This window comes from Nonomuraea sp. NPDC050680, assembly GCF_040654555.1.
GTDB lineage: Bacteria > Actinomycetota > Actinomycetes > Streptosporangiales > Streptosporangiaceae > Nonomuraea.
Map to the genome: position 1 here is coordinate 111,924 of NZ_JBFAIF010000017.1, position 12,762 is coordinate 124,685.

Below are 12,762 nucleotides of genomic sequence, written 5' to 3' on the forward strand. Positions count from 1 at the left end.
CTCACACTCGCTTCCGGTCGAAGGCGGGCCGCCGCCCGGTGCCGTAGCGGCGCAGCGCGCCCTCGGGGCCGGCGGCGTTGGGCCGGTTGAACACCCAGTTCTGCCAGGCGGTGAGCCGGGCGAAGATCTTCGTCTCCAGCGTCTCGGGGCCGGCGAAGCGGTGGTTGGCCTCCATCGCGGTCAACGCGTCCGGGCTCAGGGCCGCCCGCTCCTCCAGCGCGATGCGTACCTCGTCGGCCCAGTCGATGTCGTCGAGCGAGAAGGTGACCAGGCCCTGGTCGTCCGCCTCGGCGGCGTCGATCTCGCGGCCGGTCTCCTGGCGCAGTTTGGCGAGGTGGCCGGGGTCGCCGAGGAAGCGGGCGGCCAGCCTGGACAGGCCATTGCCCATGGGGAACGCGCCGAAGTTCGCCTCGGTGAGGGTGATCGCCGTGCCCTCCTCGTCGAACATGTACTGGCGGTCGCAGGCCAGTGCCAGCTCCAGCAGCGGCCCGGCGAAGCAGCTGCCCGGCTCGATCAGCGCGATCAGGCTGCGGCTTGTCACGTCCAGGCGTTTGAGCGTGCGCTTGAAGTAGTGCCGGATCTCGTCGGCCGGCCAGCCGTCGCCCTGCCACGCCTCGAGTACGCGCCGGGCGTCGCCCTGGGTCTTGATCACCCAGGTGCCGAGCTCCAGCTCGTTGGTGCGCAGCCGCAGGATCAGGTCGTCCAGCTCCCGGGTGACCGCCAGCGGCCAGGACTCGATCTCCTGGCGTGGGCCGTACACCGTTTCCTGGTGCGGGCCGTACACCGTGATGGTGACCAGCCCGTTCGCCCGGTCGAGGTCCGCGGTGACGTTCGGGTAGCGGATCGCGTCCGCGCTCACCTCGCGCTCCAGCGGGGTCAGCGCGATCCCCTTGGCGTCGCGCGGGCGGGTGGAGCGGGCGGCGGCCTCGGTGGCGCGCTGCCGCACCGTCTCCTCGAACCTGCTGCGCGGCACCGCCTCGTCGACCAGGCCCCACTCCACCGCGCGCGAGCCGCGCACGCCCTCGCTGCGCGTGGCGAACACGTCCGCCAGGTCCTTGCGTACGCCGCGCTTGTCGACCAGCCGGGTCAGGCCCCCGGTGCCGGGCAGTACGGCGAGCAGCGGCACCTCCGGCAGCGACACGGCCGTGGAGCCGTCGTCCAGCAGGATGATCCGATCGCAGGCCAGCGCCAGCTCGAAGCCGCCGCCGGCCGCCGTGCCGTTGATCGCCGCGAGGTAGGTCTGGCCGGAGTTCGCGGTCGCGTCCTCGATGCCGTTGCGGGTCTCGTTGGTGAACTTGCAGAAGTTCACCTTCCAGGAGTGCGAGGACCCGGCCAGCATCCTGATGTTGGCACCCGCGCAGAACACCTTCTCCAGACCGCCGGTGATGATCACGGCGCGGACCTCGGGGTGCTCGAAGCGCAGGCGCTGGACCGCGTCGTACAGCTCGATGTCCACGCCCAGGTCGTAGGAGTTGAGCTTGAGCTCGTAGCCGGGGACCAGGCCGCCGTTCTCATCCACCTGGAGGACTATGCGGGCGGTCTCGCCGTCGTACTCGACGCGGAGGTGGCGGTAGCGGTCGGGGTGGGTGTCGAAGGACACCTCGGGCGCTGTCTCGGACACGTCCCTATTTCGACATCATTTTTTCGCCGCGTCAAGCATTTGTAGCATTTAATAGGGTGATTGGGAAAGCGCCTTCCCCATGCCGGAGGTTCGATGCCCGCGCACCGCATTCACGACACCGAGCCCGGTCTGACCTGGGAGGATGCGTTCCTTTCCGGAAACGGCGAGTACGGGATCATGGTTTACGGCGAGCCGCACGCCCAGCGCGTGGTGTTCGACCATCACCGCTTCGTCCTGCCCAACGGCACCCGCGACCTGCGCCCGCCCGCGATCGCCGACCGGCTGGGGGAGATCCGCGAGCTGATCCTGTCCGGGCGGGCCGCCGAGGCGCAGCGGGTGGCGGCCGACGGGCGGGGCCTGGCCTGGACGCAGGCGTTCCATCCGGGGTACGAGCTGGTTGTCGAGGGCCCTTGCGCCGGGCCCTATCGGCGCGTCACCGACTTCGCGACCGGGGAGATCGTGATCACGTCAGGTTTCGCGCCCGGGGAGATCGGGGTTACGTCGGACTTCGCGCCCAGTGAGATCGGGGTTACATCGGGCTTCGCGACCGCAGGGCTCGGGGTTGCGCCGGGCGAGCGCGCACACCACGCGTTCGTCTCCCGTGCCGACTCCGTCGTGGTCCAGCGGCTGACCGGCGAGCTGAGGCTGCGTCTGACGGGTGACCTGCCGGGCAAGCCCGACGACGTCGTCTACCAGACCGCTGCCTACGAGAAGGATGGGCACGTCTTCCTGAGTGCTCGCGGCGCCTATCCGGCCGGGCTGGGCGCCGCCGGGTTCGAGGGGCTGACGCTCGTCCTGGCCGCCGACGTCTCCGTGTCGGGCGAGGCGGTGGAGACGCGGGGCGAGACGCTGCTGCTGACGAAGCTGGACCGGTACGAGGAACCCGGCTGGGGCACCGACCGGCTGGAAGCCGCTCTCACCGCCCTGGCCGGCCACTCGTACGACGAGCTGCTGGCGCGGCATGTCGCCATCCATCGGCCCATCTACGAGCGGGTCACCCTCGACCTGGGTGTGGCCGGAGATCCGCCGGTCGGCGAGCTGATCGCCGAGCCGTCCGGCCCCGCCCTGATCGAGCGGCTGTTCCATTCGGGCCGCTACCTACTGCTCAGCTCCTCGGGCGTGCTGCCGCCCCGGCTCACCGGTCTCTGGCTCGGCGCGTGGGGAGCGGCCTGGTCGGGCGACTTCACCACCGACGCCAACCTCAACCTGCAGATGGCCGGGGTGAACATCGGCGCGATGCCCGAGCTCATGGCCGGGTACGCCGCCCTGATCCGCGACCAGATCGACCACTGGCGGGTCAACGCCCGCGAGATCTACGGCGTCGACGGCATCCTCGCGCCGAGCCGTACCGACGGGGAGAGCGGCTACCTGTTCCACCTCGACGAGGACTGGCCGTGGACGATGTGGCTGGCCGGGGCCGACTGGCTGCTGTACCCGCTCCACGAGCACCTCCAGGTCACCGGCGACATGCCCGACGAGCTGCCCGGGTGGCTGGCGGAGGCGGCGGCGTTCTGGGAGGGGTTCCTGGCCGGGTCCGACTTCGTGGTCGTGCCGTCGTTCTCGCCCGAGGTGGGGCCCGAGGGCTCTTCGTACGCGAGCGTCAACGCGACCATGGACCTCGCGGCGGCCAGGCACGCCCTGGGCCTGGCCGGATCCCCGCTGGCCGAGCGGCTGCCGCCGTACCGGATCGACGAGCGGGGCGCGCTCACGGAGTGGGCGTGGGAGGCGGCTCTGCACGAGGATCACCGGCACGTCAGCCACCTCTATCCGGTGTGGCCGCTGCACGAGATCAACCCCGACGACGAGCCGGAGCTGGCCGCGGCCGCGCACCGTGCCCTGGAGCTGCGCGGCGACGAGAACCTGTCGGCCCACGGCAGCCTGCACCGGGCCCTGGCGGCGGCCCGGCTGAAGGACGCGCGGCTGGCCCAGGCCAACCTGATGAAGATCCTGGGCACGGACATGCTGTTCCGCTCGCTCATGACCTCCCACAACCCGGGCCGGGAGATCTACAACGCCGACGCCGCGCACACCCTGCACGGGCTGGTCATCGAGCTGCTGGTGGACTCCCGGCCGGGGGTCGTGGAGCTGCTGCCCGCCGTACCCGAGCTGCTGCCGAAGGGGACGATCCGCGGCGTCGCCTGCCGGGGGCGGGTCGTCGTCGAGGAGCTGACCTGGGGGGAGGGGAGCGTGCGGGCGGTGCTGCGCTCGCCGGTGGACCAGCGGATCACCTTGATCCACCGCGCCTACGGGCACCGGGAGGAGGTCGAACTGGTCGCGGGTGGACCCCGCCTGGTGGCCATTGAGTGCCTGCCGTCTCAGACGGTAAGTAAGCCAGACGGTAAGTAAGCCAGACAGTAAGTAAGCCAGACGGCAAGTAAGCCCGCGACGACTCGCCCCGGACCCGGGGCGAGTCTCGCCAGGCACGTACGGGTTGTCAGCGCACGACGGTGCAGCCGACCCACTTGATCACGTGCGTGTCCTTCTTCGTGAAGAACTCCGCGTTCTTCTTGCTCTTGAAGGCGCGCTTGTGCAGAACGCCCTTCTCATCGCGGAAACGGACATTGACCCGGCCGCCTTCGCGGTGCTTGACCACGCACTTCATCTTCTCGTCCGGCCCGCAGGCGTCATCCTCGGGGCCCAGCCGCTCCGAGAAGACGCGCACCTTCTTGCCCTTGATGAGCTTGCCGTCCTCGTCCGCGAACCGGCCGTCCTTGAGGCTGATCCTCTTGCCCCGCTCGCCCTCGAACATGACGTCGGGCTCGGAGCACTCGAGGATGGGCGTGAGCTGGTCGCTGGTGATCAGCTGGGGCTGCGACGGGTCGTCCGAGGCGAATGCCGGAGCGGATACGGCAGCGGTGGTGCCGAAGGCCGCCACGGCGATGATGGCGGCACCGAGTGCGCGTCTCATGTGACTCTCTTCTCTGACGGTTCTCTGAGGGTTGTGAGCTGTGACGACCGGCCGGTCACGATGAAGACTGCCGGGTGGGGTGTTAATTCCGTGTATGACGAAAATTGACTGCCCGTCTTGACGATCTCGCAGGCGGCGGCTAGCGTCGTCTCATAATTGACAGGAAACTTTCCTATAAGTTTCATGTCGGGCCTCCCACCCACCCCCAAAACCGCCGGAGGTCGGAACACTATGAGACAGACCATCCTGAAGAAGGGCCTCGCGGTCCTGGCGGCGCTGCTGCTGCCGCTGACCGCCACGGTCGCCGCACCTACCGGCGCGTACGGCGCCAGCTCGGTCGCCTTCGCCGCCGCCTGGGCCCCGTGGACCGCGTACACGGCAGGGACCCGCGTCACCTACAACGGCGTCGACTACGAGTGCGTCCAGAGCCACACCTCCCAGCCCGGCTGGGAGCCGCCCAACGTACCCGCCCTGTGGAAACCGGTCACCGGCGGCGGCACCGACACCACCGCGCCGTCCGTGCCCGGCAACCTGCGTTCGACGGGCACCACCTCCAGCAGCGTCTCCCTGGCATGGGACGCCGCCACCGACAACGTCGGCGTCACCGGCTACGACGTCTATCGCGGCTCGACGCGGGTGACCACGGTCACCGGCACCACCTACACCGACAGCGGGCTCGCGGCCGCCACCAGCTACACCTACACGGTCCGCGCCCGTGACGCCGCCGGGAACGTCTCGGCCGCCGGCAACTCCGTCACCGCCACCACCTCGGGCGGCACCGGCGCTCCCGGCCAGCCCGGCACGCCCAGTGTCACCGGCTCGACCGGCAGCTCGATCGCCCTGTCGTGGAGCGCCTCTTCCGGCACCGTCACCGGCTACCGCGTCTACGAGGGGAGCACGGTCAAGGCGACCGTGACCGGCACCTCGGCCACCATCGGGTCGCTGGGCGCCTGTACGTCGCACACGTACACGGTCAAGGCGTACAACTCGGTGGGCGAATCCGCGGCCAGCGGCCAGGTCACCGGCGCGACCACCGGGTGCACCGGCGGCGGCAACAAGGTGCTCGGCTACTTCGTCCAGTGGGGCGTCTACCAGCGCGGCTATCACGTCAAGAACATCGATACCAGCGGCTCGGCCGCCAAGCTGACCCACATCAACTACGCCTTCGGCAACGTGACGAACGGGCAGTGCGCCATCGGCGACAGCTACGCCGACTACGACCGCTTCTACCAGGCGGGCGAGAGCGTGGACGGCGTCGCCGACACCTGGGACGCCGGCGCGCTGCGCGGCAGCTTCAACCAACTGCGCAAGCTCAAGAAGAAGTACCCGAACCTGAAGGTGCTCTTCTCCTTCGGCGGCTGGACCTGGTCCGGCGGCTTCGCCCAGGCCGCCCAGAACCCGACCGCCTTCGCCAACTCCTGCTACAACCTGGTCGAGGACCCGCGCTGGGCGGACGTGTTCGACGGCATCGACATCGACTGGGAGTACCCGAACGCCTGCGGCCTCACCTGCGACAGCAGTGGCTCGGCGGCGTTCAAGAACGTCATGTCGGCCCTGCGCTCCCGCTTCGGGTCCGGCAACCTCGTCACCGCGGCCATCACCGCAGACGGCACCAGCGGTGGCAAGATCGACGCGGCCGACTACGGCGGCGCCGCTCAGTACGTCGACTGGTACAACGTCATGACGTACGACTTCTTCGGGGCTTTCGCGGCGCAGGGCCCCACCGCCCCGCACTCGCCGCTCACCTCGTACGCGGGCATCCCGACACCGGGCTTCTACTCCGACAACGCCATCCAGAAGCTCAAGAGCAAGGGCGTGCCGTCGAGCAAGCTGCTGCTCGGCATCGGCTTCTACGGCCGCGGCTGGAGCGGGGTCACGCAGTCCGCGCCCGGCGGCACAGCGACCGGGCCGGCGCCCGGCACGTACGAACAGGGCATCGAGGACTACAAGGTGCTCAAGACCCGCTGCCCGGCCACCGGCACCGTCGCCGGAACGGCGTACGCCTACTGCGGGGGCCAGTGGTGGAGCTACGACACGCCGAGCACGATCGGCGGCAAGATGAGCTACTCGAAGAGCCAGGGCCTGGGCGGCGCGTTCTTCTGGGAGCTCAGCGGCGATACCACCGGCGGCGAGCTGATCACCGCCATGAAGAGCGGCCTGGGGTGACCATCCTCGCCTCCTGAGGGCCTCGTCTGGGCCGGCTCCGTGTCGCGGAGCCGGCCCTTTCGCCTTTCGTACCCGGATGGAGGGTTGACCCGGGATCTGCGTGGAAATCTTGAGATCATAACGCTTCGTGATCGCCCACTAACAGTGAGTTCATGATCCCCGGGGGTGATGATGATGGACATGCTTCCGCCGTCAGCGTTCATTCGCAGGACACCGACCCCGCCACGACGGCGATGGGGATCGGCGTGCATGGCGCTCGCGCTCGCCGGAGCCATGGGCTTCGGCAGCGGGCTCGGCTACGCGATGGGCCGGACCGTACAGGAGCGCCAGTCGTCGCTCCGGCCACGGGTGGCGGCCATGTCGGTCACGACCGGTGCGGCCGCGCCGTCAGCCGCTGAACAGGTCAATGCGGCGCCGAAGCCCGCTGCTCCGCCGGCGGGCCGCCCAGTCGCCCGTCCGGCTGCTCATCGCGTTGCTCATCGGGCTGTTCGGAGGGCTTCCCGTCCGGCTGCCGAGCGGAAGCATCGCGTCAAGACCGCGAAGATCCGCCATCACCCCGTGCGTCGCGCGAGAGCCGAGCATCACTCGGCCTGCGTCCGGCTGGAGGGACTCAGGGCACGGCTGTGCAGGACCCTGTTCAAAGAACACTGACCGCCGGTGGCCGCCGGGCGAAGAACACGAACTCCAGGCCGGGCCGGTCGGGCGCACCACGGACTTCCGCCACGGTGTACCCATGCGCGACCAGTGCGGCCTCGACCTCGTCACGCTCGCGGAAGCGCAGCGTCGAGTCCGAGGTCAGCACCTGCCCGTCCGAGCCGAAGACCCACGTCCCGCGGAAGGTCACCAGCGGCCCGCTGACGTCGAGCACCTCAGACCACTGCTCCACCGCACCGACGCCCCGAATCGCGGTGACCTTGTACGTCGCCGCGCGATTCCACTCCTCCCAGGCGCGTTTCGACGGGTCCCGGGTCTCGAACACGAGATGCCCGCCGGGCCGCAACGCGTCGTAGACCCCACGTAACGTCCCCTCCCAATCTCGCGGGTCCACGATCGCTTGGGCGACATTTCCCGTCATGGTGGCCAGATCGACCTGTATCGGGGGAAGCGTCGTCGCGTCACCATGGAGCCAGCGCACCCGCTCGCCGTTCGGCTTGGCCCGCGCGACATCGAGCGACGCGCGGGCCGGGTCGACGCCTATGACGTCGACGCCGTGACCAGCCAGGAGCAGCGCGAACGTCCCCGTCCCGCACCCCACGTCCAGCAGGGTACGGGCACCGAGCTCATCGGCGATGGCCACATATACGTCCAAGTCGCCACGGTCGGGGTCGAGCGCGTCATAGACCGAGGCCAGCCGCGGATGCTCGAAAATGTCGTCAGCCATGCGGCCACGGTATGGCGCTGTGATCAGTTTCCGGCCATCTTCTTGGCGAGCTCTTCATCGGAGTTCGCCTTCACGAGCCGGCAGGGCGCGATCGGGCTGCCCGCCTTGGCCAGCCGGAACACCTCACTAGGTGTCCGGCATCTCCGCAAGTGTTTCCACCTGTGCCCGGAGACCCCTTGCGTCTGAATAGCAGATAACGGTTGGAGAACGCAGCATGGCGATACGGTGTGCGGTAGAGCAGCATTGAGGTGTGGCAGGGATCTCCGTCTGGCGGCGGGCGAGTCTGCGTCACGGGCCCTATGTGGCCCGGGCGATGGCCGAATTGCGCTCCTGGCCGGCACTGGCGGTCAGCGATACCCGGCGCGGCGTGGCCTTCGCGGTGCGGGGCACCGAGATCCTTCGCCCGTCCGGCCGGGACGAGGTGCACCTACGTCTGACGGCGGCGGCGATCGACCGGCTCGAACCGCATCTGCGGGTCTGTGACCAGGTGCACGCCTGCGCCGATAGCGCCTGGGTGGCCGTGCAGGTGGACGCCGAACCCGACCTCGAACTGCTGCTCGCCCTGACCAGCGTGGCGATCAAGGCGCACGCCTCGTAAACCTTGAGCCGACTGGCCGCGGCTCACGGCCGACCGACTGGCCGTCGCTCACCGGAGGCCGACGCGCCATCGCTCGCCGGGGACCGACGTCAGGCTGCTGCCGCGCGGGCCCGCAAACCGGCCTTCCGCCACACCTTGAACAGCCGCCTGGCCGAGCCACCCACCGGCCCGACCGCCTCATAGAGCACCTTCGACGAGACCGGCTCGGCCGTCTCCACGGCGGTCAACGCGTCGTCCGCGGTGGTGATCGTGTGCGTACAGACGCTCAGCAGGTAGTCGGGGATCTGCAGGCGCGGATCCGTACAGCCCACCAGGGGAACACCCACCGCGGCGACCACCGGAAAGACGGTCCCGGGTATGCCGATGGCGGCCTCGGCCCGCGCCGACGCCTGGACCGAGGGGACCGCGCTGATCTCGTACCGTTCCCACAGCGAGCGGTCCTCGCGCGGGTGCAGCCCGACCAGGATGTGCTTGCCGGCCGCCGCGAGGCGTTCGGCCGCGGCGAGCAGCAGCTCCGTGCCGGGGGCCGAGCCGCCGGTGCCGCTGGACTTGGTCACGCTGGTGAGCACCAGTACGGTGCCCTCCTCCGGGTTGTGCTTGGGCAGGTCGTCGGTCTGTGGCGTACCCACGACCGTGATCGGGCGGCGGACGCCCAGGTAGTCGTCGTACACCTTCGCCTCGGCGGGCGACGACGCAGTGATCGCCCGCAGCCGCCCCCGGAACTCCTTGGCCCGCGCCGCCTCCACCGGCAGCTGGTAGGCCAGGGAACTGGCGACCAGCGGCAGGTGACGCAGCCGCGCGGCACAGTCGGCGGGCCAGTCGCCGGCGCCCGTCACCACGAGCAGGTCGGCCTGCGGGATCTCGTCAGGTGTCGCGACCGGGACCGGATCGCCCGGCTTGATCCCTGATCGGTCGGGCACCAGCTGCACGACCTCCCACCCCAGGCGCCGCGCCTCGGGCAGCAGCGGAGCCGCGTGGTAGGTGCCCCATGGTTCGTTCGTGGCGATCAGTACCCGGGGCCTCTTGCCGGTCGGCCGAGCCGTCGCCGCCTGGGCGGCCGTACCGCCGAGCACGGTGAGCCCGACCCCGGACAGCGCGCCGGTGAGTAGAGACCGTCGGGACAGACTGCTAGCGGACATGTCATTAAATGCCATGGAATCGGAATTTATGGGGTGGTCTGGGCTTGTTTGTGAACATAAGCCGTCTCCCAGGCGAACGCGGCGGACGAGCCTGAGACCACTATTCCTGAGACCGCTGCGCCGAGGCGACGAAGAGCGGCAGCGCCAGGAAGATCCGCTCCGCCTGAGCGCGCGCGATGATCGCCACCTCGGACCCGGCCGTACGCTCTCCGCGCCCCTCTAGGCGGGCTCCTGTGGCTGGGGCAGCTCGCTCAGGATGCGGGTGATGGCCTGTCCCGCGGTGGTGTGGATGTTCAGGGCCGAGGACAGGCCGGTGATCTCGAGGATGCGGGCGGGTGCGCCACGCACGGCCGCCAGATGGAGTGCGGCACCTTGTTCGCTCAGGGTCGCGTTGAGGCGCAGCAGCAGGTGCAGGCCCATGCTGTCGAGGAAGGTCAGCCCGTCCAGGTCGAGCAGCAGCGGCTCGCCGGGCCGGAGCTGCCCTCTGACATAGGTCTCCAATTGGGCGGCGTTGATGGTGTCCACCTCGCCGGTCACGGTGATCAGCACGCCGATGATCAGGCGCTGGCTGTACAGGCTCAAAGGGGGCATGGCGGTTTTCACGGCCTGCTCAGCAGGCCGCCGACGGCGGCGCGACTGTCATGACGTCCTCTCAGGGCTTGAACCGGGGTTGGCCGAGTACGGCCGCGATTCCTTCCTCGCATCCGAACTGTAATCCCGAAGACCGATACCGGAAAGACATTTCCGCATAGGATCTTCTGGAAAGAGAGGGTACAGTCCGCCCCGCAGCCGCTGTTAACCGCCGGGGGCGGAGAAGGTGAAGACCAGTGAGTGCATCCGACGACCGTTCGTCCGCCTGGACGTTCCTTACCCATCACGCCCGCGTCCTGCTGGAGATCGCCCGCAACCCACAGGCACGGATGCGCGACATCGCCGCCGGCATCGGCATCACCGAACGCGCCGTGCAAGGCATCGTGACCGACCTGCACCAGGCCGGCTACCTCTCCCGCGACCGGGTCGGCCGACGCAACCACTACAGCATCAACCTCGACGAGCACTTCCGCTACCCGACCGAGGCCGGCCTGCCGATCCGGTTGCTGATCGACATGTTCACCCAGCACGACCTGCCCGGGCGCCCCGCCAGCCCGCAACCACCCGAACCTCAACCTTGAAGAGTGGCGCACGGGTGCCCCACCCCCACTGCGCCGAGGCAACCCCGATGGCGTGGCCGGCAGCACGGTTCCTGGGGCTCATGGGGGGCTAGCGTTCGTCGGCGGGGTAGTCGGCCGAGCGGCTCACGTCGGCCCATTTCTCGGTTTCGGCGGCGCGGATCTCGGCGGCCTTCTGGGCGGAGGCAACGGCGTCGCTGCCGAGGAGGAGTCGTCGAGGGGGATCGTCGTCGCGGACGACGTCGATGATGATCCGCGCGGCGCGGGCGGGGTCGCCGGGCTGGGTGCCGTCGGTGTCACGTCGGTAGCGGTGGATGGCGCCCACGGTCTGCTCGTAGTCGGGGCCGACGGGGTGGATCTCCATGGAGGAGCCCTGCCAGTCGGTACGGAACGCGCCTGGCTCGACGATGATGACCTTGACGCCGAAGGGCGCGACCTCGCTGGCGAGGACTTCGGAGAAGCCTTCGACGGCGAACTTCGCGCTCTGATAAGCGCCCATTCCGGGGGTGCCGCCGACGCGTCCTCCGATGGAGGAGAACTGTACGAAGACTCCTGATCCTTGGGTACGCAGGACGGGCAGGGCGGCCCGTGTGACGTTCACGACACCGAAGAGGTTGGTCTCGATCTGGGCGCGGAAGTCGTCCACGGCCATCTCTTCGATCGGTGCGCTGTTGCCGTAGCCGGCGTTGTTGACGACCACGTCGAGGCTGCCGAAGGCGTCGGTGGCCTCCTTGACCGCTCGGGTGGCCGCGGCGGCGTCGGTGACGTCGAGTGCGACCGCTCGGATCCGGTCGCCATGGCGGGCCACCAGGTCGTCGAGTTGCTTGGGGGCGCGAGCGGTGGCGATGACCCGGTCGCCTGTTTCGAGGACGGCTTCGGTGAGACGGCGTCCGAGGCCGCGTGACGCTCCGGTGATGAGCCATGTCTTGGCCATGGGTGTCTCCTCTGATCGATGCTCTCTAGATGTCTCACCAATGTAGCACTTAGAGCGATAATCTCAACATGAATGTGATCATAAGGAGCTTCATGTGCTACGTGAGAGGGGTAGGTTGGGCAGGTGAGAGCAGACGCGACACGCAACCTGGAACGCGTCCTGAGCACGGGCGCCCGCATGCTCGCCGACGACCCCTCAGCGACCATCGCCGCCATCGCAGCCGAGGCGGGAGTGGACCGCCGCACCGTCTACCGCCGCTTCGCCTCCCGCGAAGACCTCATGGCCGCCGTCTACGGAGCGCGCTACGACGCGGTCGAGGCGGCCATCGAGGCCGCCAGGCTGCGCGAGGCCCCGGTCGCGGTCGCGCTGCATCGCTACGTCGAGGGCATCATCGCCGTCAACCGCAAATGGCCCGTGGAAACGAGCCTCATGCTCCGCGAGGTGACGATTCTCGAGCGCCGCCGCGGCCTGATCGACGAGGTCGACGCCTTCCTGCGGCGCGCCACCGACGAGGGCCTCCTGCGCTCCGACCTGCCGCGCGGCTGGGTGGCCACGGTCCTGCCGCCGCTGATGGAGCATGCCGCCGAGAATCTGTCCGAGCTGAGCCCCGCACAGGCCGCCGACGTCGTGGTCGACACCCTGCTGCGCGGCGTCGGCGCCCCACAGGCACGCTGACCCTGCGCGGGTGGATTGGAACGCCTGCTACGGTGATAGACGCTCGTATTCAGACCTTAGGAGACCAGGCATGGCAGGTGACGACGACATCTCCGGGTGATACCGGAGGTTGACCGGCCCCGGCAGGCGCGCATGACCGCCGCCGACGTGGCCCTCGTCGTCGTACCCCCA

13 protein-coding genes are annotated in these 12,762 nt (G+C 69.3%); 6 read left to right on the forward strand and 7 right to left on the reverse strand.

Annotated features, from left to right (window positions below):
* Window position 1: 1 nt before the first annotated feature.
* Window positions 2–1,621 (reverse strand): 2,3-epoxybenzoyl-CoA dihydrolase, encoded by a 1,620-nt coding sequence (gene boxC / locus AB0H88_RS39065; RefSeq protein WP_357653608.1) that lies wholly within the window; start codon window positions 1,619–1,621, stop codon window positions 2–4.
* Between the two features lie 93 nt (window positions 1,622–1,714).
* Here boxC and AB0H88_RS39070 point away from each other — a divergent pair, with 93 nt between their 5' ends.
* Window positions 1,715–3,967 (forward strand): glycoside hydrolase N-terminal domain-containing protein, encoded by a 2,253-nt coding sequence (locus tag AB0H88_RS39070; RefSeq protein ID WP_357653609.1) that lies wholly within the window; start codon window positions 1,715–1,717, stop codon window positions 3,965–3,967.
* Between the two features lie 88 nt (window positions 3,968–4,055).
* Here the strand turns inward: AB0H88_RS39070 and AB0H88_RS39075 are convergent, their stop codons facing one another.
* Window positions 4,056–4,529 carry a hypothetical protein gene (locus AB0H88_RS39075; protein ID WP_357653610.1) on the reverse strand — a complete coding sequence of 158 codons (474 nt, stop codon included), beginning with the start codon at window positions 4,527–4,529 and terminating at the stop codon, window positions 4,056–4,058.
* Window positions 4,530–4,760: 231 nt separating this feature from the next.
* On the opposite strand from AB0H88_RS39075, the gene AB0H88_RS39080 reads away from it, so the two are divergent.
* Both AB0H88_RS39080 and AB0H88_RS39085 read left to right on the forward strand, forming a co-directional pair.
* Window positions 4,761–6,695, forward strand: a complete 1,935-nt coding sequence (locus AB0H88_RS39080; RefSeq protein ID WP_357653611.1) for a glycosyl hydrolase family 18 protein — start codon at window positions 4,761–4,763, stop codon at window positions 6,693–6,695.
* Between the two features lie 249 nt (window positions 6,696–6,944).
* Window positions 6,945–7,346 (forward strand): hypothetical protein, encoded by a 402-nt coding sequence (locus AB0H88_RS39085; RefSeq protein WP_357653612.1) that lies wholly within the window; start codon window positions 6,945–6,947, stop codon window positions 7,344–7,346.
* On the opposite strand, the gene AB0H88_RS39090 is transcribed toward AB0H88_RS39085, so the two are convergent.
* Window positions 7,333–8,076: a class I SAM-dependent methyltransferase gene (locus AB0H88_RS39090; protein WP_357653613.1), complete on the reverse strand. Its 744-nt coding sequence runs from the start codon at window positions 8,074–8,076 to the stop codon at window positions 7,333–7,335. The two genes, AB0H88_RS39085 and AB0H88_RS39090, sit on opposite strands and share 14 nt — an antisense overlap.
* Window positions 8,077–8,099: 23 nt before the next feature.
* A complete protein-coding gene (locus AB0H88_RS39095) occupies window positions 8,100–8,225 on the reverse strand; it encodes a hypothetical protein (RefSeq protein WP_357653614.1) in 126 nt (41 codons plus the stop codon).
* Between the two features lie 101 nt (window positions 8,226–8,326).
* On the opposite strand from AB0H88_RS39095, the gene AB0H88_RS39100 reads away from it, so the two are divergent.
* Window positions 8,327–8,674, forward strand: a complete 348-nt coding sequence (locus AB0H88_RS39100; RefSeq protein WP_357653615.1) for a luciferase family protein — start codon at window positions 8,327–8,329, stop codon at window positions 8,672–8,674.
* Window positions 8,675–8,763: 89 nt separating this feature from the next.
* On the opposite strand, the gene AB0H88_RS39105 is transcribed toward AB0H88_RS39100, so the two are convergent.
* Both AB0H88_RS39105 and AB0H88_RS39110 read right to left on the reverse strand, forming a co-directional pair.
* On the reverse strand, window positions 8,764–9,813 hold the full coding sequence (locus AB0H88_RS39105; RefSeq protein WP_357653616.1) for a hypothetical protein: 1,050 nt from the start codon (window positions 9,811–9,813) through the stop codon (window positions 8,764–8,766).
* 219 nt (window positions 9,814–10,032) lie between these two features.
* The gene (locus AB0H88_RS39110; RefSeq protein ID WP_357653617.1) at window positions 10,033–10,404 is read right to left on the reverse strand and encodes an STAS domain-containing protein; all 372 of its coding nucleotides are present in this window, start codon (window positions 10,402–10,404) and stop codon (window positions 10,033–10,035) included.
* A gap of 236 nt (window positions 10,405–10,640) precedes the next feature.
* Here AB0H88_RS39110 and AB0H88_RS39115 point away from each other — a divergent pair, with 236 nt between their 5' ends.
* Window positions 10,641–10,985: a helix-turn-helix domain-containing protein gene (locus AB0H88_RS39115; RefSeq protein ID WP_357653618.1), complete on the forward strand. Its 345-nt coding sequence runs from the start codon at window positions 10,641–10,643 to the stop codon at window positions 10,983–10,985.
* 88 nt (window positions 10,986–11,073) lie between these two features.
* On the opposite strand, the gene AB0H88_RS39120 is transcribed toward AB0H88_RS39115, so the two are convergent.
* Window positions 11,074–11,916 (reverse strand): oxidoreductase, encoded by an 843-nt coding sequence (locus tag AB0H88_RS39120; protein WP_357653619.1) that lies wholly within the window; start codon window positions 11,914–11,916, stop codon window positions 11,074–11,076.
* 123 nt (window positions 11,917–12,039) lie between these two features.
* Here AB0H88_RS39120 and AB0H88_RS39125 point away from each other — a divergent pair, with 123 nt between their 5' ends.
* Complete coding sequence (locus tag AB0H88_RS39125; protein ID WP_357653620.1) at window positions 12,040–12,591, forward strand: TetR family transcriptional regulator; 552 nt, start codon at window positions 12,040–12,042, stop codon at window positions 12,589–12,591.
* Window positions 12,592–12,762: the final 171 nt, after the last annotated feature.

Coding starts and splice junctions, on each gene's coding strand:
- AB0H88_RS39070 (WP_357653609.1), top strand. CDS start 1,715: ATGCCCGCGCACCGCATTCACGACACCGAGCCCGGTCTGACCTGGGAG.
- AB0H88_RS39075 (WP_357653610.1), bottom strand. CDS start 4,529: ATGAGACGCGCACTCGGTGCCGCCATCATCGCCGTGGCGGCCTTCGGC.
- AB0H88_RS39080 (WP_357653611.1), top strand. CDS start 4,761: ATGAGACAGACCATCCTGAAGAAGGGCCTCGCGGTCCTGGCGGCGCTG.
- AB0H88_RS39085 (WP_357653612.1), top strand. CDS start 6,945: ATGGCGCTCGCGCTCGCCGGAGCCATGGGCTTCGGCAGCGGGCTCGGC.
- AB0H88_RS39090 (WP_357653613.1), bottom strand. CDS start 8,076: ATGGCTGACGACATTTTCGAGCATCCGCGGCTGGCCTCGGTCTATGAC.
- AB0H88_RS39105 (WP_357653616.1), bottom strand. CDS start 9,813: ATGTCCGCTAGCAGTCTGTCCCGACGGTCTCTACTCACCGGCGCGCTG.
- AB0H88_RS39110 (WP_357653617.1), bottom strand. CDS start 10,404: ATGCCCCCTTTGAGCCTGTACAGCCAGCGCCTGATCATCGGCGTGCTG.
- AB0H88_RS39120 (WP_357653619.1), bottom strand. CDS start 11,916: ATGGCCAAGACATGGCTCATCACCGGAGCGTCACGCGGCCTCGGACGC.